This window comes from Pleurocapsa sp. CCALA 161 (assembly GCF_003003995.1).
In the GTDB taxonomy this organism is placed as follows: Bacteria; Cyanobacteriota; Cyanobacteriia; order Cyanobacteriales; family Xenococcaceae; genus Waterburya.
On record NZ_PVWF01000001.1, the window covers coordinates 51,414 to 74,138 of the forward strand.

At 40.9% G+C, this 22,725-nt stretch carries 18 protein-coding genes; 10 read left to right on the top strand and 8 right to left on the bottom strand.

The window, feature by feature from the left end; translation table 11 throughout:
- Positions 1 to 3 precede the first annotated feature (3 nt).
- Positions 4 to 2,469 (top strand): ATP-dependent DNA helicase RecG, encoded by a 2,466-nt coding sequence (gene recG, locus C7B62_RS00225; protein ID WP_106232589.1) that lies wholly within the window; start codon positions 4 to 6, stop codon positions 2,467 to 2,469.
- A 211-nt stretch (positions 2,470 to 2,680) separates the two neighbouring features.
- Positions 2,681 to 3,418, top strand: coding sequence for a succinate dehydrogenase/fumarate reductase iron-sulfur subunit (locus C7B62_RS00230; RefSeq protein WP_106232590.1), 738 nt, complete (start codon positions 2,681 to 2,683; stop codon positions 3,416 to 3,418).
- Here the strand turns inward: C7B62_RS00230 and C7B62_RS00235 are convergent.
- Together C7B62_RS00235 and C7B62_RS00240 are read right to left on the bottom strand one after the other, a co-directional pair.
- Positions 3,402 to 4,091, bottom strand: a complete 690-nt coding sequence (locus C7B62_RS00235) for a glutathione S-transferase family protein (protein WP_106232591.1) — start codon at positions 4,089 to 4,091, stop codon at positions 3,402 to 3,404. The genes C7B62_RS00230 and C7B62_RS00235 overlap by 17 nt on opposite strands.
- Before the next feature lie 67 nt (positions 4,092 to 4,158).
- Positions 4,159 to 6,123 (bottom strand): glycosyltransferase family 39 protein, encoded by a 1,965-nt coding sequence (locus C7B62_RS00240; RefSeq protein WP_106232592.1) that lies wholly within the window; start codon positions 6,121 to 6,123, stop codon positions 4,159 to 4,161.
- 200 nt (positions 6,124 to 6,323) lie between these two features.
- Here C7B62_RS00240 and C7B62_RS00245 point away from each other — a divergent pair, with 200 nt between their 5' ends.
- The 6 genes from C7B62_RS00245 (at position 6,324) to C7B62_RS00270 (ending at position 14,711) form a co-directional block, all read left to right on the top strand.
- Positions 6,324 to 7,796, top strand: coding sequence for a leucyl aminopeptidase (locus C7B62_RS00245; RefSeq protein WP_106232593.1), 1,473 nt, complete (start codon positions 6,324 to 6,326; stop codon positions 7,794 to 7,796).
- Positions 7,797 to 8,008: 212 nt separating this feature from the next.
- The gene (locus tag C7B62_RS00250) at positions 8,009 to 9,664 is read left to right on the top strand and encodes an iron uptake porin (protein WP_106232594.1); all 1,656 of its coding nucleotides are present in this window, start codon (positions 8,009 to 8,011) and stop codon (positions 9,662 to 9,664) included.
- Positions 9,665 to 9,911: 247 nt separating this feature from the next.
- Positions 9,912 to 11,102 carry a methyltransferase domain-containing protein gene (locus C7B62_RS00255; protein ID WP_106232668.1) on the top strand — a complete coding sequence of 397 codons (1,191 nt, stop codon included), beginning with the start codon at positions 9,912 to 9,914 and terminating at the stop codon, positions 11,100 to 11,102.
- Positions 11,103 to 11,144: 42 nt separating this feature from the next.
- Positions 11,145 to 12,245: an inorganic phosphate transporter gene (locus tag C7B62_RS00260; RefSeq protein ID WP_106232595.1), complete on the top strand. Its 1,101-nt coding sequence runs from the start codon at positions 11,145 to 11,147 to the stop codon at positions 12,243 to 12,245.
- A 47-nt stretch (positions 12,246 to 12,292) separates the two neighbouring features.
- A complete protein-coding gene (gene arsS, locus C7B62_RS00265; protein WP_106232596.1) occupies positions 12,293 to 13,285 on the top strand; it encodes an arsenosugar biosynthesis radical SAM (seleno)protein ArsS in 993 nt (330 codons plus the stop codon).
- A gap of 103 nt (positions 13,286 to 13,388) precedes the next feature.
- The gene (locus C7B62_RS00270) at positions 13,389 to 14,711 is read left to right on the top strand and encodes an ABC transporter substrate-binding protein (protein WP_106232597.1); all 1,323 of its coding nucleotides are present in this window, start codon (positions 13,389 to 13,391) and stop codon (positions 14,709 to 14,711) included.
- 87 nt (positions 14,712 to 14,798) lie between these two features.
- Here the strand turns inward: C7B62_RS00270 and C7B62_RS00275 are convergent, their stop codons facing one another.
- The 3 genes from C7B62_RS00275 to C7B62_RS00285 form a co-directional block, all read right to left on the bottom strand.
- Positions 14,799 to 15,326, bottom strand: a complete 528-nt coding sequence (locus C7B62_RS00275) for a late competence development ComFB family protein (protein WP_106232598.1) — start codon at positions 15,324 to 15,326, stop codon at positions 14,799 to 14,801.
- 296 nt (positions 15,327 to 15,622) lie between these two features.
- Complete coding sequence (gene cphA / locus C7B62_RS00280) at positions 15,623 to 18,253, bottom strand: cyanophycin synthetase (RefSeq protein WP_106232599.1); 2,631 nt, start codon at positions 18,251 to 18,253, stop codon at positions 15,623 to 15,625.
- A gap of 271 nt (positions 18,254 to 18,524) precedes the next feature.
- A complete protein-coding gene (locus tag C7B62_RS00285) occupies positions 18,525 to 19,367 on the bottom strand; it encodes a cyanophycinase (protein WP_106232600.1) in 843 nt (280 codons plus the stop codon).
- Between the two features lie 151 nt (positions 19,368 to 19,518).
- On the opposite strand from C7B62_RS00285, the gene trmD reads away from it, so the two are divergent.
- Positions 19,519 to 20,223 (top strand): tRNA (guanosine(37)-N1)-methyltransferase TrmD, encoded by a 705-nt coding sequence (gene trmD / locus C7B62_RS00290; protein WP_106232601.1) that lies wholly within the window; start codon positions 19,519 to 19,521, stop codon positions 20,221 to 20,223.
- Positions 20,224 to 20,402: 179 nt separating this feature from the next.
- Here the strand turns inward: trmD and C7B62_RS00295 are convergent, their stop codons facing one another.
- The 3 genes from C7B62_RS00295 to C7B62_RS00305 all read right to left on the bottom strand — a co-directional run bounded on the left by C7B62_RS00295 (position 20,403) and on the right by C7B62_RS00305 (position 21,993).
- Entirely contained in the window at positions 20,403 to 21,044 is a 642-nt protein-coding gene (locus tag C7B62_RS00295; protein WP_106232602.1) for a class I SAM-dependent methyltransferase, read from the bottom strand.
- A 53-nt stretch (positions 21,045 to 21,097) separates the two neighbouring features.
- A complete protein-coding gene (locus tag C7B62_RS00300) occupies positions 21,098 to 21,418 on the bottom strand; it encodes a hypothetical protein (protein WP_106232603.1) in 321 nt (106 codons plus the stop codon).
- Between the two features lie 158 nt (positions 21,419 to 21,576).
- The gene (locus C7B62_RS00305; protein WP_106232604.1) at positions 21,577 to 21,993 is read right to left on the bottom strand and encodes a VOC family protein; all 417 of its coding nucleotides are present in this window, start codon (positions 21,991 to 21,993) and stop codon (positions 21,577 to 21,579) included.
- 144 nt (positions 21,994 to 22,137) lie between these two features.
- On the opposite strand from C7B62_RS00305, the gene C7B62_RS00310 reads away from it, so the two are divergent.
- Positions 22,138 to 22,617, top strand: a complete 480-nt coding sequence (locus tag C7B62_RS00310; protein ID WP_106232605.1) for a GNAT family N-acetyltransferase — start codon at positions 22,138 to 22,140, stop codon at positions 22,615 to 22,617.
- Positions 22,618 to 22,725 lie beyond the last annotated feature (108 nt).

The window sequence follows — 22,725 nt, forward strand, 5'->3', positions numbered from 1 at the left end:
GGCATGGGTGAACAAACACTAGATTGGGTGAGGTTGCAAAAAGCATTATCTGTAGAGGCAGAAAGAGGATATGCAGATTTAGTGGGCAATCAGTTTCGCTTTAGTGAGTTTCTCTGTCTGAGTCTGGGTAAGCCTCCGAGAAATATTGCTGCGACAGATAAAATGCAGTGGCATGATGTGGCGCAAAAGTTTGCCAACTATGGTCATTTAAGTTCGGCTCAAAGAAAGCAGCTAGTAATTAGTACCCGTAATTTTCTCCAACAGCAAAAAGCGATCGCGGAAACTCCTCATACTCCACCCCAGCCGAAGACTCCCCGCACCGCTACTTTAAGTAGCCCTAAGGCAAAGACTTATTTCAAACAGGAAATCAGTTTAGATCAGCCTTTAAGTCAGGTAATTGAGATTGGACGCAGGAGTAACTATCTAGAACGTTTAGGATTGTATACTGTTCGGGATCTACTGTTTTACTATCCCCGCGATCATCTAGACTATGCCCGACAGGTGCAGATTACTCATTTAGAAGCGGGAGAAACGGTCACGGTAATTGGCACAGTTAAAAGCTGTAAATGTTTTAGTAGTCCGAAAAATAAACAGCTAACGATCTTTGAATTAATCCTCAGTGATGCGACAGGAAGATTAAAGCTGAATCGCTTTTTAACAGGGGCAAGATTTAGTAATCGGGGTTCTCAGGAAAGATATAAAAGTCAGTATCCTGTCGGCTCGATTGTAGCAGCATCAGGACTGGTTAAACAGAATAAATATGGCATTACCCTAGATAAGCCTGAAATAGAAGTTTTAGACGGCGCAGGGGCGAGTATTGAATCTATAAAAATTGGTCGGCTTTTACCCGTATACCCTTTAACAGAAGGAGTCCCTGCCGATACGGTGAGAAATTCAGTGATTGCTGCTTTACCTGCTGCTGCTCAATTGAGCGATCCTTTGCCGAGGGAATTACGGAATCTTTATGGCTTGATTAAATTAAAAAATGCGATCGCCTGCATTCATTATCCCGAAAATAACGAAGAACTCGCCCATGCTCGACGAAGATTAGTATTTGATGAATTCTTTTATCTTCAACTGGGCTTTCTCCAGCGTCGTCAACAGCTTAAGCAAAATCAGTCCAGCGCCAGTTTTACACCCCAAGGAAAATTAATTGAAAAGTTCAATTGCATACTACCTTTTGTTCTCACTAATGCCCAGCAGCGAGTGATTCAAGAGATCTTTGAGGATTTAGCTAATGCTGATACGCCGATGAATCGTTTAGTGCAGGGAGATGTCGGTTCAGGCAAAACTATTGTGGCAGTATATGCGATCTTGGCAGCAATTCAATCAGGTTATCAGGCTGCATTAATGGCACCAACAGAAGTACTAGCAGAACAGCACTATCGTAAATTAGTGGCTTGGTTTAATTTGTTACATCTCCCTGTGGAATTGCTCACAGGTTCAACTAAAACCGCCAAACGTCGCGAGATTCATTCCCAACTGCAAAATGGAGAATTGCCGTTGCTAGTGGGAACTCATGCCCTAATTCAAGAGCCAGTAAAATTTAATCAGCTTGGTTTAGCGGTAATTGATGAGCAACATCGTTTTGGAGTTCAGCAAAGAGCGCGTCTATTAAGTAAAGGCAAATCTCCCCATGTCTTGACCATGACGGCGACACCAATTCCTCGAACTTTGGCTTTAACCCTTCACGGCGATCTCGATGTCAGTCAGATCGATGAATTACCCCCTGGTAGACAAAAGATTGAAACCATGATGAAACAGGGCAAGGATCGCAAAAAAATCTACGATCTAATTCGTCGTGAAATCGCCCAAGGTAGACAGGCTTATATTATTTTTCCTCTGGTAGAAGAATCCGAAAAGTTAGACCTCAAAGCAGCTACGGAAGAACACCAGCGTTTATCAGAAGTTATTTTTCCTGAGTTTAGTATTGCTTTGCTACATGGTCGCATGAGTTCTGCTGATAAAGATGCAGCTTTAACTTCTTTTCGCGATAATAAATGTCAGATTATTGTTTCAACTACGGTAATTGAGGTAGGAGTAGATGTTCCTAATGCAACGGTAATGGTCATTGAACACGCCGAACGTTTTGGTCTATCCCAATTGCACCAGTTACGGGGACGAGTGGGTAGGGGTGAAAGTAAATCCTATTGTTTTTTAATGAGCAGCACCAAAAATATTGAAGCCAGACAGCGTTTAGCGGTACTAGAAGAGTCTCAAGACGGGTTTTTTATTTCTGAGGCGGATATGCGCTTTAGGGGTCCTGGTGCGGTATTAGGTACTCGGCAATCAGGACTACCCGATTTTGCCCTGGCAAGTCTAGTAGAGGATCAGGAGGTGCTTAATTTAGCCAGAGAAGCAGCCGAGAAAATTATTGCTGCGGATCAGCTATTAGTTAATTCTCCATCTTTAAAACAAGAGCTAGAAATTCGTTATCGTCGTTTGATGGGAGGCGATATTTTGAATTAAAGATAAATTTATTAAAATAACTTATACATAACCAGGGCGCACGGCGATTCATCTGATAGCAAATTAAAAATAGAATGCGACACATTTTGTAAGGGCAAATGGCGACGCGAAGCTAACCCTTTAAAGAATCTTTTAGGGCATTCGCCCCTACCCAAAAATCATCTGTTGTAAACTTTAATCGAATTAATATAACTCAATAAACTAACGAATTATGCAAATTAACCTCAAAATTTGGCGACAAGAAAACCCAGAAAGCGCAGGTAAATTAGAAGAATATACCGTAGCAGATGCTCACCCCAGTATGTCGTTTATTGAACTGTTGGATGTTTTAAACGAACAGCTAATTAAAGATCATCAAGAACCTATTGCTTTTGATACTGATTGTGGTGAAGGTATCTGTGGCTCTTGTGGCATGATGATTAACGGGGTAGCTCATGGATCACAAAAACAAACGGCGGTGTGCCAGCTACATCTTAGAAGCTTTCAAGACGGAGACACAATAACTGTTGAACCCTGGCGGGCCAAAGCTTTTCCCATTGTTAAGGATTTAGTAGTTGATCGCTCTGCTTTTGATCGTATTGTGGTTGCGGGGGGTTATGTTTCTGTGAATACTGGTGCTGCACCCGATGCCAATTCCTTACCTGTGGCTAAAGAAAATAGCGATCGCGCTTTTGATTATGCAGCTTGTATCGGTTGTGGTGCTTGTGTTGCCGCCTGTCCTAATGCTTCTGCCTCCCTCTTTACCGCAGCTAAAGTTGCTCATCTAGCTTTACTTCCTCAAGGCGCTCCCGAACGCAAACAAAGAGTTTTAAATATGACCGCCCAAATGGCAACAGAAGGTTTTGGCGACTGTTCTAATCATGGGGAATGCACGGCTGTATGTCCCAAAGGCGTACCTTTAGAGGCAATTTCTGCCATGCGTCGGGAATATATCAAGGCGATGTTTTAGTTAGTCTTGATTGCTTTTGCTGCCACTGTCTTGCTCTAATTTTTGGCAATTTCTGGATACGCTTGAACCAATCTTGAATAACTTCGGGGTTGGGTTGGGTTTCTTGCCAAGTTGGGCGTTGCTTTAATTGATTAGACCATAATTCTACTTTGGGATGATTTGAGAAAGTGACATTTAAATCAGGCAACCAAATAATGACCGATCCTGCAACAATTTCGGCTAGGCTAATTTGATCTCCAGCAATATATAAACCATCGTCAAGCTGCGTCTCTAAAAAATTAAGCATTGCAGTTATTTGCTGGTTAGCCTGATCAATCGCATTTTCGTTGTTAGTTACACGAATCAGAGTGAGCATAGCTGGAATCAACTCATGTAGTGTCAGCATTTCTATCATTCGGACAATAGTTAATGTTTTAATATCTTTGGGTAAAAAGCAAGGAGTTGGATACTTAAGTTCGAGATAGTTCAAAATGCTTGAAGATTCAAAGATAGAAAAGTCGTTATCTACTAGTACAGGAACACGCCCAAAAGGGTTGATTGCTAAAAACTTAGGCTGCCATTGATCTCCATCAAGTGCTAATTCAATTAATTCAAAGGGCAGTTTTTTTTCTAGTAATGCAATCCATACAGAACGAGAATACAGTGAAAATTTTTGATAGTAAAACTTCAGCATAAGATTTATGGTCAGCTAATTTCGTTAATTGAGTGGAAATAGTTTATTCTTTTGCTTTAATTAACAATTATTTTGGGCATTGATTTTGAGCCAACTTGGTAGCAGCCTGATTTAGATAAAGTTGACGTTGACCGTTAATGATGTATGCTGGGCTTGCTCCTTGGGGAAGATTGAGAGCAAGAGGATCGCTATTGTCATTGGGTTGGCGTAGAAAATCAGTCAGAAATACCACAGGGCGATCGCTATCCCAGTAAGTTTGTAGTTCAGTTTGAGTAATTAAATATTCAGGAGAAGAGCCAGGAAACTCTGGAGGAATACGGTTCTTGCCACCGTCAGCAAGAATTAATACAGTACGGTAGGTACTGTTAGCCACGGTAGTCCATCCTGATTCGGCTCTATTTTGGTGATAATCTTTGGTTTTGCCCTGATTAAGATAATAGCCAATCGCTCCTGCTGCACCAATTTCTCGCGATCCTTCATAGATCCAAAGAGTGTCGATACTAAGACAAGCATTTGCCTGTTGGACAAGATTTTTGGATGAGCGAATATCTTGATAGATTGCAAATCCTCTAATTGTAGTCAGATAAGTGAGCATTAAGACGATGACCAATGGTAACCAAGCCCAAGCAGAACGTTTGAGCATGGCAACTCCTGAAGCGAGACAGCCTGTTCCTAAAGAAATCGCCACAATTATCATTAACCTAGAAATTTCTGCCGTTTGCAACAACTCAGGTAACAGGTTTACTACACTAGGTAAGAATGTAATCAAACCATAGCAGGTAACTCCTAAGATTAAAGCGATCGCACCATATAGATCTACTGTTTTAGTTGAGAGAACCTGATTTGCCACCTGCGCCGAGGATTTACAAAGAGTAACGATTGCAGCAGGATAGACAGCATTAGATGTTGAGTAGCCAACAAATGTAGAGGACGTTCCTAGAGATTGAACTTTAATTTTAGTTGGACGATAACGCTTTGACCACCAGCCAGCACACAGGATAATGTAGGGAGGAATAGCAGGAATACTATAGTAAATTAGGCGAGAAGAAAGGGGGAGAAACAAAATTATCGGTAAAATTGCAGCGGAAGCTAGTAAGAAGATGCCGTCACTATTTTTACGATCTAAGAGAGAAGCATTAGCTAGAAATCCTCGCTGCCAATCTTGAGTAGCCGATTTAATTACCGAGGGCAAAAATAAGACCCAAGGAAAGCACCAGCAGGCTGTAATTGCTAAATAACCAACGGCGCTAACTTTAGAAACTTCGTAGTCTGGAGGATAACGGCGATCTAATAGCCGATCAAAATGTTCGTTAACAATAAAATAGTGCCAAAAACCAGGATTAGCTCGCTCTACCGCAATAAACCAGGGGAGAATAATTGCCAGCATTAATAGTAACCCTTGATAGATTTTAATGCGTCCTAAAATTTTGAAATCTCGTCGGACAACAATTAATCCTAAACATCCTAGTAGTGGAAAAACCACCCCAATTAATCCTTTAGTCAAAACACATAAAGCCAGAGAAATATATGTTCCCCACCAGTTGAGGCGATGGGGTTGATAAAGCGATCGCCAAAGAAAATAATTGCTACTAACCAGCAATGTCGCTAGTAAGGCATCAATTAAGATTTGATGGGTAAAAATAAACCAGCCGAGAGTTACAGAAAGCATTAACGCAGCAACTCGACTAGAATCAATACCCCAAAGTTCTCTCGTCCATTTCCAGGTAATAACTATGCCGATCCAGCCAGCTAGACCAATAGGTAGTCTAGCAGCAAACTCGGTTGAACCAAAAATCCCTGTGGTTAAGGCAATCAACCAATATAATAGGGGTGGTTTATTGAGATAGGGTGAACCATTGAGGTGAGGAGTAACCCAATCATGTCGCCACAGCATTTCTTGACCAACCATGGCAAAATGACCTTCATGGGGTTCATATAATCCATAGCTACCAATACCCAAGAGCGTTACTATTAATGCCAGTAAGAGAATCGAAATATCGACCCAGTATAGATTTTTAATAGTAAATCGCATTTTCGGCTATTTTATTTTATTTAATAGATATTTTAGTCGCATCATGGTCAATTCTCGAAAATACTCAATTACTCAATCTAGTTTCAGGGGCAAGAGTTGTTTTTTCATTTAGACTGGCAATTTTTCTAGTAGAGTCGATCCCTGTTTATAGATAAACTTAAGTAATAGTTATTTCATACCAAGGATTGATTACAAAGAGGATGCAAATCAAAGCAACTGAGCAAGCATTATTAGACTGGACTGGAGATCTGCTAGCAGTGGGTATTACTGAGGGTGAAACAAAGCTCACAGGAGATTTGGCAACCCTCGATGAAAAATTAGCAGGGACAATTGCTGATTTAATTGCTGAAGATGAGTTTGAAGGTAAATCTGGCACTACCGTAGTTGGTCGTGTGGGTGGTAAAAATACCGTGCGTAAAATTGCTTTAATTGGTTTAGGCAAAGCAGAGGATTTAACTATCAATAGCTGGCGCAATGCTGCTGCGGAAATCGCCCGTTTAGCTAAGAAAGAAAAAACGTTGGGGATTAGTCTACCCCTTGGTTCAGCATCCGCTCCAGATGTCGCTCAGGCAATGACTGAAGCAATTATTTTAGCACTTCATGAAGACAATCGCTTTAAGTCTGAACCAGAATCAAAAAAACCAAAACTAGAGACTGTCGAACTAATTGGTTTAGCAGGACAAGACGAGGCGATTAGTCGAGGTTCAACCATCGCCGATGGCGTGATCTTAGCTAGGGAATTAGTTAATGCTCCAGCCAACGAAGTTACCCCTGTAACTATGGCCCAAACAGCGCAACAGTTAGCCACAGACTATGGTTTAGAAATTAAGATTTTAGAAGCAGCCGACTGCGCTCAGTTTGAACAGGGGATGGGGGCATATCTTGGGGTAGGACAAGCTTCAGAAATTCCCCCCAAGTTTATTCATCTGATTTATAAGCCTCAAGGAACAGCAAAACGCAAGGTAGCGATTGTGGGTAAGAGTCTCACCTTTGATTCTGGTGGTTTAAACCTCAAGCCTAGCGGTAGCGGTATCGAAACCATGAAGATGGATATGGGTGGCGGTGCTGCTACTCTGGGGGCAGCTAAAGCGATCGCGCAACTTAAACCAGATACCGAGGTTCACTTTATCTGTGCAGCGACAGAAAATATGATTAGCGGCAAGGCAATGCACCCAGGAGATATCCTCAAAGCTGCTAACGGCAAGACAATTGAGGTTAACAATACTGATGCTGAGGGCAGATTAACCCTAGCCGATGCCTTGATCTACGCTGAAACTTTAGAAGTAGATGCGATCGTCGATCTGGCTACTCTTACAGGTGCTTGCATTGTCGCTTTAGGTAACGATATTGCTGGGTTGTGGAGTACTGATGATGCTTTGACAGCAGAAATGAAAGCGGCTGCGGAATCAGCAGGAGAAAAATTCTGGCAGTTGCCCATGGAAGAGAAATATTTTGAAGGCTTAAAGTCGCAAATTGCTGACATGAAAAATACTGGACCTCGTGCGGGTGGCTCAATTACGGCAGCACTATTTCTCAAGCAGTTTATCAAGGATACACCTTGGATGCATTTAGACGTGGCAGGTCCAGTTTGGGCAGAGTCTTCTGGAGGGATTAATAATAAAGGAGCCACTGGTTTCCCTGTAAGAACTTTAGTTAATTGGGTGAGCAACTAAATTAACCCTGCTTGGTAGACACAGCAGATCTAGATTGGTAAGTTGACAATTTCCACAACTCCTGACACCATTGTGTCCATGTATCTAAAGATACAAAAATAATGCCATATCGTTGTTAACTTTAAGATTGTTCTGTGTGTTAACTAAGCAGTTAATAATAGAGCGATCGCATTGATAATACGAGCTAATTTTCTTTTTTAGGTGTGAGGAAAATGTCTAAATTAATCCGTAACTTATTGCTGGTTTCTCCAGCAATGCTTTGTTTTGTGCTAGGTTCTCAACTGCAAGCTTCTGCTCAAGCAACTTCAGGTGCAGACAGCAATTTTACTAGTAATTCTCCATTACTTAATCAGATTAATAATTATAGTCAGGAAGGCACAAGCAATTCGAGTAATCAGGTGACCAATGTTAACCAATTACGAGACGTATCTCCTACTGACTGGGCTTATGAAGCACTCCGTAGCTTAGTAGATCGCTATGGCTGTATTGCTGGTTTCCCCAATCAAACTTACCGTGGCAGTCAACCTTTGACACGTTATGAGTTTGCTGCTGGTTTAAACTCTTGTTTGAATCAAATTGAGCGTTTAATCGCTTCTCAAGATTCTGTATCTTCTGAAGACTTAGAAACCATAAGTCGTTTAAATCAAGAGTTTCAAGCCGAATTGGCAACTCTTGGTGGTCGCGTAGACGAAATTGAAACTCGCACTGCTGCTTTAGAAGATAGTCAGTTTTCTACTACTACTAAATTACAAGGAGAAGCTGTCTTTGGGATTAGCAATGAGTTCAATAACTCCGACTTGAATGAAGTAGTATTTCAAGACCGAGTACGTTTGAATTTTGTTTCTAGTTTCTTTGGCGAAGACTCTCTTTATACTCGTTTAGATGCAAGTAATGCAGCAGATTCTGGTTTTCAAACTACCAGCAATGAAGGCGAAGCGAATGAAGTGGCAGCGCCTTTAGATACTGGTGCTTTAACTTACCAAACTGGCCCAACTGACGGGAATAATGTAGTTCTCGGCTGGTTGGCTTATTACTTCCCTATCGGTGACAAAGTCGATGTTTATCTGCCTGCTGCTTTTCCTCTGTGGCAAGATTTTGTTCCTACTCTCAGCCCTTACTTAGACACCTTTACTGGTGCAACGGGTTCTCTCTCTAGCTTTGCTGAATCTAGCCCCATTTATAAAATTGGTCTTGCCAGCGGTGGTGGTGTTGGTTTCAATTTTAACCCCACAGATTTTGTTACTGTTAGTGCTGGTTATTTTGGCGGTGACTCTGCCAATCCGTTTGAGGCTGAGGACGGCGGTCTTTTCAACGAAGAATACTCTGCCTTAGGTCAAGTTACCCTAAGTTTCTTAGATGATAAGCTTCAGCTTGCTGGTACTTATGTATTAGGTAAGTTTGGTGCATCAGACAACACTATCTATGACTTAGGAGTTGGTACTGGCGATGCCAGACAACCTTTTGGCGAGAATGGAGGGGAAGTTTCCACTAACTCTTATGGTTTAGAGGCAGCTTTTCAACTTGGCGATCGCATTGCCTTAAATGCTTTTGGCATGTTAACCAAGGCTCAACAGTCTGACGGTCCTGATGATGCTGATATTTATTCCTATGGTGGAGGTGTGTCATTCCCCGATTTAGGTAAAGAAGGTAACTTAGCTTCCTTGTTTGTGGGTGCAGAACCATATGTTGATTCTGCTTCAAATGGTGCTGGTGAAGACGCGCCAATTCATATTGAAGGTTTGTATAAGTATCAGTTCAACGACAATATTTCGCTCACTCCAGGTGTTGTCTATGTCATCAATCCCAATGGTTCATCTGATGACGAAGATGCCTTAATTGGTGTAATGAGAACTACCTTTACGTTCTAAGACTCAAGGCGATATTCAAAGCGATCGCCAATTGATAATTTGCCAGATTTTGCCAGACTGTAGCTTAAACTATGGTCTTTTTTTTGCCAAAATATAAGATCTGGAGATTATTGAAGATTACTAAAGATTAAATCATCTAGAAGTGTTTTTTTGTTGAGTAAAAATCACTCTTATACTCTAGTAATTATTCAATTAACCTGTAAACAGACATAATTTAAATAAAAGGAATTAATTATCTGTGACTGAGATTGCAACTAGCCAGCCAAGCACGTCGCCAGTAGATTACGATATTGAATCGACAGTACTATCAAGATATCAAGAAGGTGCTAGAGAACAGCAGCCAAGTTTATGTTGTCCGACGGAATATGCAGGTAACTATACGGAAAATTTGCCAGCAGAAATTATTGCTAAAGACTATGGTTGTGGAGATCCTACCCGCTATGTTAATGAGGGAGAAATTGTCGTTGATTTAGGTTCAGGGGCGGGAAAAAACTGCTATATTTTGGCGCAAAAAGTAGGGGAGTTGGGGAAAATCATCGGTGTAGATTTTAATGATGAGATGCTGAATTTAGCGCGCAAGTATCAGCAAGAAATGGCGGATAAGCTAGGCTATGGCAACACTGAGTTTGTTAAGGGAAAAATTCAGGATTTAAAATTACCTTTAGATCAACTAGAAACCTGGTTACAGAATAATCCGGTAACATCAGTAGACCAGATGGTTGCCTATGAAGTAGAGTGCGATCGCCTCAGACAAGAACAGCCTTTAATTGCCGAAAATAGCGTTGATGTAGTAATTTCTAACTGTGTTCTCAACTTAGTTCGTCCTCAAGACAAACAGCAACTATTTAAAGAGATCTTCCGCGTACTCAAACGAGGTGGTAGAGCAGTTATTTCTGATATCGTCTGTGACGAAGATCCCACTTCTAAAATCATGCAAGATGCCGATCTGTGGAGTGGCTGCATTGCAGGGGCATTTAGAGAAGATTTGTTCTTGAAAATGTTTGAAGATGCTGGGTTTTATGGGGTAGAAATCCTGAAGCGAGAAGAAACTCCTTGGCAGGTAATTGATGGCGTTGAATTTCGTTCTATGACCGTCAGAGCCTACAAAGGCAAAGAAGGCATTTGCTTAGAAAGAAAGCAGTCTATTGTTTATAAAGGACCTTGGAAACAGGTAATAGATGATGATGGTCATGTTTTCTGTCGAGGAGAAAGAATGGCGGTTTGCGACAAGACCTATAACATTATGACTAGCTGCTGTAGTCCTTATCATAGCGATGTAATCGGGATCGAACCCTATGAGAATATTGCTTTAGAAGCAGCAGCAGAATTTAACTGTAAAACCAAAGCCATACGCCACGCTAGAGAAACTAAAGGTTTAGAATACAATCTAACCGAAACTAATAGTGATGACTGTTGTTCCCCTGGAACTTGCTGTTGATTAGTAATTAGTTAATAAGTAAGTAAGCAGTAATCAGTAATCATGTGGACTATAGCTATTTTTGCAGTCACGGTCTTTTTAGCCTACGCTAATGGTGCGAACGATAATTTTAAAGGGGTAGCAACTCTTTTTGGTAGTAAAACTACTAATTACAATGTTGCTATTTGGTGGGCGACGGCTACCACATTTGCGGGTTCACTCTGCTCGGTAATTCTTGCCAATGCCTTATTACAAAGCTTTTCAGGTAAAGGATTAGTGCCAGATGCGATCGCCGATACTAATTCTTTCCATTTAGCAGTTGCTTTCGGGGCAGCAGTTACCGTGATCTTGGCTACTGTTACAGGGTTTCCTATTTCTACCACCCACGGTATTACAGGGGCTTTAACGGGCGCTGGGTTAGCGGCAATTGGCACAGAATTAAACTTTGCTGCCTTGGGTAAATCCTTTTTTATTCCTCTGCTAATTAGTCCTCTAATGGCGATCGCTTTAGGAATAGGTATTTATAGTCTCTTGCATTATGGTCGCATTGTGTTGAAAATCGAAAAAGCTTGGTGTGTCTGTGTTGGTAGTAAACAAAAATTAGTGCCTGTTGGTAGTGAAAAACAATTCACCCAAACTTCAGAAATTACCCTTGATACAGTTGAAAACTGTAACCAGCATTATGTTGGTAATTTTTGGGGCATTAACAGTCAAAAGCTAGTGGATGGCTGTCACTTTTTGAGTGCAGGGGCAGTTAGTTTTGCTAGAGGTTTAAATGATACTCCCAAGATTGTCGCTCTACTATTAACGGTAACGGCTTTTTCGATTAAAGGAGGAATGTTAGCAGTGGGCTTAGGGATGGCAATAGGAGGCTTATTGAATGCTCGTAAAGTAGCAATGACTATGAGCAATAAGATCACTACTCTTAACCCAGGTAAAGGTTTAGCAGCCAACCTAGTTACAAGCTTTTTAGTTATTTTTGCTAGTCGCTTAGGTGTTCCCGTTTCTACAACTCATGTTTCTGTCGGTTCCATATTTGGCGTAGGGGTTGTCTCGCAAACTGCTAATTTGGGGGTATTTTCCAAGGTTTTAAGTTCATGGGTTTTAACCTTGCCGATCGCAGCTATTATCAGTGGGATTATGTACTTGGTATTGCCAAAATGAACAGTGAGTAATAAGTAATAAGCAATTAATAAAAACAAAAAATATTTATGATCAATACGAGAACTTCTATTATTCCTTTTGCGCAGAAGATCAATCTACCTTTAACCAAAAGTCAGATTACGGTATTACAAATAAACCTAGGTCGTAAATGTAACCTTGCCTGTACCCATTGTCATGTGGAGGCTAGTCCTAAACGCACCGAAGAATTATCTCCCCAAGTGTGCCGACAAATTATCGAGCTAATTAATCGCTTCCCGCAAATCCAAACTGTCGATCTAACGGGTGGTGCGCCAGAAATGAACTATGGTTTTCGTCCTTTAGTTGAAGCAGCCAAAGCTCACAGAAAAGAGGTTATTGTTCGCTCTAACTTGACGATCTTTTTTGAACCTGGGTTTGAAGACTTGCCCGAATATTTTGCCAAGCACCAACTGCGTGTAACGGCTTCTCTTCCCTGCTATCTTGAGGACAATGTAGATCGACAAAGAGGTTCAGGTGTATACAATCGCTCAATGAAAGCTATTAAGCAGTTAAATCAGCTTGGTTATGGTTGCGATCCTAATTTAGTGCTTGATTTGGTCTATAATCCACCCGTACCTACTCATAGTGATTTCTCTTTAACTCCTAATCAGCAAAAGCTAGAGCAAGACTACAAGGAGTATTTAGCCAAACATTTCCAGATTCAATTCAATAATCTATTTACCATTACTAATATTCCGATCGGTAGAACAAAACAGTTTTTGCTACGTCGAAAAATCCATGATGATTACCTCCAGTTTTTAGCAGAAAACTATAATCCTGCTACCTTAACGAGCCTTATGTGTCGCCAGGAACTATCTATTGACTATTTGGGCAATGTCTACGACTGTGACTTTAACCAGATGGAAAACATGGCGGCTACTACGGGCGATCGCGATTCCCTGACCGTGGCAAAATTATTATTATTGGATAATCTAGATGTAATTAAAGAAATTAAAACCGCTAAGTATTGCTATGGCTGCACTGCTGGTAGTGGCTCTAGCTGCGGTGGCTCTTTGTTATGATTAGTGGTGTTAGCAACATGATCATAATTAGTTTTCACGTCATTCTCTATGGCGATCGCCATAGAGAGAAGAACTAGAAATTGAATTTCCAGACAGCAAATTTATGCTAACTGCTTCAAACTGTAGGTTATTAAAGCGCGATCGGTTCAACTATTTTTCCCTGAGGATTGGCTTAATTTGCCTATTGCTATGGTTTCTACTCGTGCTTAACGGTTGCAGCAACCAAAAACAAATTAGTACAGAAGTCACTAAGATCACTTTTTGGCATGGAATTAATCCTCCAGAGAATCGAGATATTTTTCAAGAATTAGTAGACAAATTTAACCAAAATAATCCCGATCTTGAAGTTGAAGCATTATACATTGGTCAACCTGATGCTCAATTACCCAAAATACTAGCAGCGACGGTGAGCGAACAACCTCCTGATATTCTCTGGTTTGTAGCGCAAATTGCAGGTAAGCTAAATCAGTTAGGCGCATTATTACCATTAGAAGATTGGCTCAATAATTCGGCCATTAAAGCAGAAATTGACCCTGCCATGTTTGACTCGATGCAGTTAGATAATCAGATCTTATCTGTTCCCTTTGCCACTAATAATGCTGCGGTGTTTTATCGTCCCAGTTTATTTAAACAAGCAGGTATAACTGAGCAGCCTAAAACCTGGTCACAATTACACCAGGTAGCCAAAAAGCTAACTCAAGATCGCAATCATGATCATCGCCTGGATCAACACGGTATTTTCTTATCTTTGGGCAAGGATGAATGGACTGTCTTTACCTGGCTACCCTTTATTTATAGTGCGGGGGGAGATTTACTAGCTCACGGAAAACCGAATTTAGTTAATAAGGGCGCGATCGCGGCTTTGCAATTTGGTGCAGACTTAGTACAAGATGAGGTTGCCGTTTTGTCTCCACCCGAAAGAGGTTATGAAATTGATGACTTTATTGCAGGGAAGGTAGCAATGCAAATTACAGGCCCTTGGACGTTAGCTCAATTAAAATCAACTAATATTGACTATGATGTCTTTCCTATACCTATTGCCCAACAACCTGCTGCGGTAATTGGCGGAGAAAACTTATTTGTCTTTAAAACTACTCCTGCAAGGGAGCAAGCTAGTCTCAGGTTTCTGGAATATATCCTGAGTGAGGAGTTTCAAACTAGCTGGGCATTAGCAACAGGATATCTGCCCGTAAATATTAAATCTCAACAAAGTGAAGCATATCAAAACTTTGTGGCGGAAAATCCTGTAATCAAAGTATTTTTAGACCAGATGCAGTGGGCGAAATCGCGACCCATAATTCCTCAATATAATCGGCTTTCAGAAAATTTAGGTAGGGCAATTGAGGCTAGTTTACTAGGTAAGCAAACTCCCACAGCAGCCTTAAGGCGATCGCAACAGCGTTTAGAATTAATTTTTGGTAATTAATACAAATTCTCAAAATTAGTGAGAGACTTGGTGTGACTTCCCCGCAGCGGTACTAAACTAAACTAAATTTATACCCAGGGATTACATCTATTTTTTATGAACAGAATCTTCCCAAAGATTACTATTTCTCGCTTTAACTTTTTGAGTATTAACTATTTCTGAATCTTGCTCTTTTAACTCTGCTAAAATAGGTTTTACTAATCTAACTACATTTTTCCAGGTCAAATCTTTTTCTGGTAAGTAATCTGCTAATTCTTGTAGAGCAGCTTTAGCTTCTTTGATACTCTTATCAATTTCAGATTCATTTTCTGACAGTAAAGGTGTAGAGCTACGAAGTAAATCTTGTTGCACTGCTGCCAAGCCTTTACGTACTTCTTGGGTAATTTTGACACTATGTTCTGAGCGTCCTTTGAGCTTTTGCTTATTAAATCCTTGTTGCGAAGAAGCATATAAAGCAGGTAATCTATTGAGGGCATAAGTTGCCACTTCAATAGGATTAATAAATTTTTTAATATTGCTAGGAAGACGAACTATTTGCCGTTCAATTTCATCTGCAACCAATAATTCCATCACATTACGATGAATATAATCATTTTCTGACTGGCTATTTTTCATTTAATCAACTTTGCTTGTAAATGATCAGATCACTGAGCAGATAGGATTTAAAATCTTTAATCTTGCCTTTTCCATCTATACACAGATAATCATAATTGCCTAGATAGTACCACCGTAAAATAGCTGAAATTTATTTTGGGTTTATATTATCTAGTCTCAAATCTTGTGTCTCTTCACAGAAACATCAAAGCTGACTGGCAAAAAAACTAATTGAGTTGTTATATAAAACTAAGTAAATTTATTGAGATGATTAATAAGTAATTTGTGTTTAGACAATTATCCATCCTTAAAATAATTTAATTCAACAGCTCTTTTTGCCCGCGCTGTTGAACCAGGTCGATCGCCAGAGTAACTTTTTCTGGAAAAATAACCACCAGACTATTTTTTTGAGCTTGATTCAAGGCTTTGTTGATTGCCTCAGTTTCATCGAGAATAATCTCATGGCTCTTGTCTGTAGTGATTTGATAAATTCCTTTTTTGATTAAATCGGCAACTTCTCCAGGTTGTCTACCTCTAGGATCTTTATCTTCTTTGATCAATATCTGGTCGAAAATTTGAGCAGCAATATTACCTAGTAAAACTAGATCTTCATCACGGCGATCGCCTGGACCTCCCACTACGCCAATTTTACTTCCTTGCCAGTTACGAACAAAATCTCCTACCGCTTTAAATCCGTGAGGATTATGGGCATAATCGATCAGTACCTGATAATCTTCAACTTCAAACAGATTCATTCTGCCTGGAATTTGCTCTGAAGACATCTGGAAAGTACGGACGCCCTGGCGGATCTGCTCGATATCAACTCCCTGAGCAAAGGTAGCCAAGCAGCTAGCTAAAGCATTGGCAATCATAAAGGGAGCTTTGCCACCCATCGTCATCGGAATATTAATCGCTTTTTCAACTCTAAGAGTCCACTTCCCTTCTAAGATCGAAAGATAGCCGTGTTCGTAAACTGCTGCTAATCCATTACGACGAGCATGTTCGATAATAATCGGATTATCTGGGTTCATCGAGAAATACGCCACGTTGCAGTTCAGCTTTTCTGCCATTGCTGCTACTAGTGGATCGTCTGCATTAAGAATTGCGTGACCATCAGCCTTAACTGTCTCCGCAACTACTGCCTTGACTTTTGCCATTTGCTCAATAGTGTCGATCCCACCCAAACCGAGATGATCGGCAGCAACATTTAAGACTACGCCAATATCACAGCTCTCAAAAGCCAAGCCCGAACGTAAAATACCGCCTCTAGCCGTCTCTAAAACGGCAACTTCTACCGTCGGATCTTTGAGAATTGCGCTGGCACTATAAGGACCTGTATTGTCCCCCTGTTCGACTAAATATTCTTGAATATAAATACCATCTGTGGCGGTAAAGCCGACAACCTTGTCAGTTTGACGATAGATGTGAGCAGTTAACCTAGTAGTAGTAGTTTTACCGTTAGTTCCCGTAATCGCCACGATGGGGATACGGCTGGGAGTTTGATCGGGAAACAGCATTTCTAATACCGATGCACCAATATTACGAGGTAGCCCATAACTAGGGGCAGCGTGCATTCTAAAACCAGGAGCAGCATTAACTTCAACAACTACTCCTTTTGTTTCATCAAGGGGCTTACTAATATCTGAAGTGACGATATCAATTCCAGCTATGTCTAAACCGATTATTTTGGCTACTCTTTGAGCTAACCAAATATTTCGCGGGTGAATCTCGTCGGTGCGATCAATCGCAATACCGCCAGTACTTAAGTTAGCCGTAGCGCGTAGATAGGCCACTGCTTGAGTGGGTAAAACCGAATCCAGGTCATAACCCTGCTTTTTCAAAACTGCCAAAGACGTTTGATCGACAATAATTTTGGTTAGAACATTATCATGTCCGTTTCCTCTTCTAGAGTCTTGGTTAGTCAGATCAATTAGCTCCTTAATCGTATTCTTACCATTGCCAATCACGTGAGCGGGAACTCTTTCGGCTACGGCTACTACCTTATTATCAATAACTAATACTCGATGGTCGTTGCCCTGATAATATTGCTCAACAATCACAGATCTGGTTTTAGAAGCATCACTTGCTAAATCATAAGCTGCTTCTGCCTCCTCTACACTGTTGATATTAATGGTAATTCCGCGACCATGGTTACCATCTAAAGGCTTAATTACAATCGGGAAACCACCTACATCAGCGATCGCCTGTTCTAATTCATCTAAATATTCAATGAGTGTACCTCTAGGTACGGGTACGCCGGCATTACCCAAAATATTTTTGGTACCTTCCTTATCACAGGCCAGCTCTACCGCGAGGATGCTGGTATTGTTGCTTAAGGTAGCCTGAATTCGCTTTTGCCTTGCTCCATAACCAAGCTGCAACATGGCACGGGCACTTAGCCACATCCAGGGAATTTTTCTGGCCTCAGCTTCCTTAATAATTGTCTCAGTAGATGGACCCAAAGCACTGCTGGCGTGCAGCTCTTTAAGATCTCTTAGATCCTGCTCCAACTCAGCCGTTGAATACGTGCCTGTTTCCACAATTGACTGGCATAATCTAACTGCCGCTCTGCCTGCATAACGCCCTGCCTGTTCTTCAACATATTCAAAGGCGACGTTAAACACTCCTAGAGTTGAGGTTTCTCTAGTACGACCAAAACCTACAGGCATTCCTGCCAATTCTTGAAGCTCTAAAGCAATATGCTCGACAATATGACCCATTAAGGTCCCTTCTTTAATTCTTTCTAGAAAACCACCACGATGTCCACGGGAGCAGTGATGTTCAATCAAGCTAGGTAAGACTTTAATTATACCCTCATAAAATCCAGGAATCTGATCAGACGTTTTTTCAGTCAATTCTTCCAAAGCTAGCTGCATCACAATCAATTTATTGCGTCGAATGCTCCAGTAGTTAGGACCCCGTAAGGTTTGAGTTTGTAAAATTCTCATGATGTTTGCTGTTCTTTGCTTTGGGGCAGCTTAGAGAGGAAGTTTATTAGTTAGCTTATCATCTCGTTTCAACCAATAATCAAACTGTTCTCAGTGAACAATTTACTTAAGTAGCTGGGTGGAATTAAATATAAAATAACGGATTCTTATTTTTCTCCCCTACTCCCCTATCTCCACTACTCCACCACCTCATATCAGTCTTTAAATTAATTATGCCTAGCTACTTACTTGCGATTACATACTGACTATTATGTGCGCTTATGTGTCCTAATTAATGCAAAGGAAGATGACGCTGTAGATCATAGCGATCGCCGTAGCCTAAGATGTGCAGCTTGAGATTGTGTAAACTTAAAGGCTGATTACCAATAGCTTGTTCTTGGTTAGAGTAAGACATGGTTGTGGCATCAACAATAGTTACCGCCCCCTTGCCAATTACCTGAATCATGCCGTCACTTTCAAACATGGCACAGGTGTCTTCATCAATTCCAATCCCTAGTAGTTCAGGATGAGCGCCAACAGCACTCAATAACCGAGCTAAACGATTACGATTGTAAAAGTGCTGGTCGATCAGTACTCCAGGAAGAATATCCAAACCTTTAGCCATATCTACCAAAGCGCGATTAGGACATTCAGCACTACTACCTCCAGAAATCATATGATGACCCATAATGGCTGCGCCTGCGCTAGTTCCTGCCAGGCTAATCTGCTGCTTTTGCGCCCTGGCGACAATTCGGTTCATTAAGGGAGTGTCGGCGAGTAAACCACAAAGACGAAGCTGATCGCCACCAGTCAGAAAGATTCCCGTACAGTTTTCCACGAAATTAAGATAATCTAGATTTTCTGCGCCTGGGCGATCGCGTATATCTAAAACTTTAATTTCTTTTGCACCCATCTCTTCAAAGAGCCGATAGTATCTCTCCCCAATCAAACCAGGTTCGCGGGAAGCGCAAGGGACAATTCCAATTAGGGCATCTGTTCCTCCTGAACGCTGGACAAAAGTTTGCAGTATTTCTTTGCCATGTACTTTATCTTCCGCCCCACCAATAACTAAAATAGCGTTCTTAGTAGATTGAGAAGATAAGCTGGTGTGTTGTTTTACTTCGGTGTTGATCATAATTGGATTAACGGGCAAGAGACATATCTATGATACTGATAGATGATCGTAGCGATGTTCGTTACGCAACTACTGTGTCAAAGACTACTTAAATTTTTGAGTCAGCCAGACTTATACTTATTATTCTTAATAAATTGGTAAACTTTTAATCGTGCGTTTTGATATTATCACTCTTTTCCCCGACTTTTTTGACACTCCCCTCAATTGCAGTTTGCTAGGTAAAGCGATCGCCAGGAAAATTGCCACCGTAAATTTAGTTAATCCTCGCGACTTTACTACAGATAAGCACCGCAAAGTAGATGACATTACTTATGGTGGTGGGGTGGGGATGTTGCTTAAGCCTGAACCGATGTTTGCTGCGGTGGAATCTTTGCCTGTTTTGCCCAAGCGGGAAATTATTTTAATGACTCCTCAAGGACAACCCCTGAATCAGCCTTTGCTTAAAGATCTGGCTACTAACTATCAGCAGCTTGTGTTAATCTGTGGTCACTATGAAGGAGTAGATGAGCGAATAAGAGAGCATCTGGTCACTAAAGAGATATCTTTGGGGGATTTTGTCCTAACCTGTGGCGAAATTCCAGCTCTTACCCTGATTAACGGCGTTACTAGACTTTTGCCAGGAACAGTCGGCAAAGAAGCGTCCCTCAAAACTGAAAGCTTTGAAACCGAATTATTAGACTATCCTCAATATACTAGACCCGTAGAATATCGTGGTTGGCAAGTCCCTGAAGTACTGAGATCGGGGAATCACAAGTTAATTGACGAGTGGCGTAGAGAAGAACAGATCAAGCGTACTCGCGATCGCCGTCCTGATTTGTGGGAGCAATGGCAAGATAAAGTCAAAGGGGAAGAGTAGGTAGTAGGTAGTAGGTAGTAGGTAGTAGGTAGTAGGTAGTAGGTAGTAGGTAGTAGGTTAAAACTTTTGACTTTTGTACTAACTATCCCTCAAAACAAATTTGATGCCCTAGTAGTTTCTCGCCTTGTAGTTTTAAATAGCTCAACAGCAGATCAATTTTTTCCAGCACTCTTTTGACTTCAAAGCCTACGCAGGACGACATCATTATACATTCGTCCCTGAAGTGCAAAATATATAAGTTCAAAATTATGCTCTAAACAAAACTCATTGACAGCTTCAATCACGCCGTATTTGACCAAATCTAAAGAACCTAAAAAAATATAGTCATTCATGGCGATTAAGCCATCGGGCTTTAACTTTAGCCGCGTAGCATTCAAGTCTTGCTTTACTCCTTCATAGGAATGATCGCCATCAATATAAACCCAATCAAAATAATGATCTGGCATTGACAAAATAATTTCATATGAGTTGCCGAGTTCTACGGCAACTGTCCCGTTTGATATCTCTTGAGCAAATTTTTGATGGGCAATTTCTATAGCCGCATGATCAATATCAATTAAGTGTATTTTTTTAGGCTGCGTTGTCTTCAGGATTTTATCGGAAAATTCACACCTAAAAATACCTACTTCTGCACAGGTTGCTTCCTTGGGCATATATTCGAGCATTTTGTCTCGACTCTCGACTAATTTGCAGTTCCGAAGATATTTTTCTGCCAATGGTTTAGCTGGTGGCAACATTACCCTTCTTTGCTCTACTGTCGAGCCTACAAGAAATTTTAGTCTTGCCATTTTTTGAGTCAATTTGCGAAATCCATCTGTCATCTAAAAACTTACCTTATTCCTTAATGGTAGGATTCATTTTAAGCGATCAACGGTTACAAATCGGGAAGATACTCAGCATACTTTTGGTAGGCGTTCCAGCCTGGAATATCTTGTTTAAACTCAGCAGGAACGGTGTATTTATCCTCAGTATATTCTTTGCGGACTAGAGCGATCGCTTTATAGGGAGTTTCCTGCAAACTATCCAGCATTTCATCATCGCTTTCTTTTTGGGCTAATTGATCCGTCTCAATTGCGATCGCCATTAATTCCACTGTTACAGGAAGACTAGAAGCAGAGGAAATATCAATACTAGTTAGACTTAAAATCAGTAAAATTGTCGCCCCAGAAATATGTTGCAGCTTTGTTTTGCCCATTGGTACTATTAAAAATTCTTTTAATATCTAAAGTTCCCAGGTAGTGCAAAAAAATCATAAAATATTTAAGTATTATTTGAGTAATGCTTTGAGCTAATTTTCGCTTGCAATAGCTATGACGGTATGGTCTATAGTTTCGTAACGCTATCTACTTTTCATTAGCTAGTTTTTGCCACTGTCAAACCAATTTCCTGTCCGTAAGATAGTTCGAGAGTGTGACCATCTGGATCGCGTAAAAATGCCCAATAACCGATTGGATATCCAGAGTCTTTCGGTTCTTCAATCAGTACACCTGACTGGCTAGCCCGCTGACAAAGTGTATCCATCTCTGCGCGACTTTTACAACCAACTCCCAAATGTGCCAACGGAGACAACACAGGATGTACGGCATCTGTCTGAATTAAAACAATTACAAAAGGTCGAGTATTGTCAGTGAGCCAAACTACGGCAACACCTGTTGCTGCATCAATGCGTCGATGAACAACCTCCATTCCTGCGTAGGTCGAATAGAATTCGATACTCCGCTCTACATTTGAGACAGGAAGAGCGATATGAGTAAGTCCAATATCAATCATTGTTAATCACCGAAAATGCTAACTAATAGCCTTCCTGTTAAAACTATCAATAGTATATAGCGGATACAGTAGAAATTAAGATAGTCCTGTAATATCTGTAACTCCTAACGAAATGAAAACTTAATCTTTTGTAGTTTTACTAAAATGCAAATTGAACCATTCGCTTCCCATCATCTTGATGCCATTGTTGATCTTTCCCTTCGAGCATGGACTCCTGTATTTGCTTCGATTCAGAACGCGATGGACACCGATGTGTACCAGGCATTTTATCCCGATAATTGGCGTGTGAGTCAGCAAAAAGCTGTTGAGGATGTCTGCACCACCGAAGATACAAATGTATGGGTTGCTCTTGATGCAGATTCAATTGTGGGTTTTATCGTAGTAAAACTACACTCAGAGGATAGCATGGGTGAAATTTACATGGTCGCTGTCGATCCAGACTTTCAAGGTCAGGGTATTGGCACTGCTCTAATAGAATTTGCTCTTACTTCGATGAAAGATGCGGGGATGTCTATTGCTATGGTTGAGACTGGGGGTGATGACGGTCATGCTCCAGCACGTCGCACTTATGAAAAAGTGGGCTTCGGGTTATTACCGATTGCTAGATATTTTAAAAAGCTTTAGGTACGCGAGAATTAACGAGAATTAAATTGTGCATTCTGGGTAAGTGCCTACGCTCTATTTCTAGCCATTGATATTTAATGATGCATCCCAACATAAATTGTGTAAAAA

What these genes read in the sequence shown, in the direction of transcription:
- recG (WP_106232589.1), top strand. Translation starts at nt 4, where the DNA reads ATGGGTGAACAAACACTAGATTGGGTGAGGTTGCAAAAAGCATTATCT.
- C7B62_RS00230 (WP_106232590.1), top strand. Translation starts at nt 2,681, where the DNA reads ATGCAAATTAACCTCAAAATTTGGCGACAAGAAAACCCAGAAAGCGCA.
- C7B62_RS00235 (WP_106232591.1), bottom strand. Translation starts at nt 4,091, where the DNA reads ATGCTGAAGTTTTACTATCAAAAATTTTCACTGTATTCTCGTTCTGTA.
- C7B62_RS00240 (WP_106232592.1), bottom strand. Translation starts at nt 6,123, where the DNA reads ATGCGATTTACTATTAAAAATCTATACTGGGTCGATATTTCGATTCTC.
- C7B62_RS00245 (WP_106232593.1), top strand. Translation starts at nt 6,324, where the DNA reads ATGCAAATCAAAGCAACTGAGCAAGCATTATTAGACTGGACTGGAGAT.
- C7B62_RS00250 (WP_106232594.1), top strand. Translation starts at nt 8,009, where the DNA reads ATGTCTAAATTAATCCGTAACTTATTGCTGGTTTCTCCAGCAATGCTT.
- C7B62_RS00260 (WP_106232595.1), top strand. Translation starts at nt 11,145, where the DNA reads ATGTGGACTATAGCTATTTTTGCAGTCACGGTCTTTTTAGCCTACGCT.
- arsS (WP_106232596.1), top strand. Translation starts at nt 12,293, where the DNA reads ATGATCAATACGAGAACTTCTATTATTCCTTTTGCGCAGAAGATCAAT.
- C7B62_RS00270 (WP_106232597.1), top strand. Translation starts at nt 13,389, where the DNA reads ATGCTAACTGCTTCAAACTGTAGGTTATTAAAGCGCGATCGGTTCAAC.
- C7B62_RS00275 (WP_106232598.1), bottom strand. Translation starts at nt 15,326, where the DNA reads ATGAAAAATAGCCAGTCAGAAAATGATTATATTCATCGTAATGTGATG.
- cphA (WP_106232599.1), bottom strand. Translation starts at nt 18,253, where the DNA reads ATGAGAATTTTACAAACTCAAACCTTACGGGGTCCTAACTACTGGAGC.
- C7B62_RS00285 (WP_106232600.1), bottom strand. Translation starts at nt 19,367, where the DNA reads ATGATCAACACCGAAGTAAAACAACACACCAGCTTATCTTCTCAATCT.
- C7B62_RS00295 (WP_106232602.1), bottom strand. Translation starts at nt 21,044, where the DNA reads ATGACAGATGGATTTCGCAAATTGACTCAAAAAATGGCAAGACTAAAA.
- C7B62_RS00300 (WP_106232603.1), bottom strand. Translation starts at nt 21,418, where the DNA reads ATGGGCAAAACAAAGCTGCAACATATTTCTGGGGCGACAATTTTACTG.
- C7B62_RS00305 (WP_106232604.1), bottom strand. Translation starts at nt 21,993, where the DNA reads ATGATTGATATTGGACTTACTCATATCGCTCTTCCTGTCTCAAATGTA.
- C7B62_RS00310 (WP_106232605.1), top strand. Translation starts at nt 22,138, where the DNA reads ATGCAAATTGAACCATTCGCTTCCCATCATCTTGATGCCATTGTTGAT.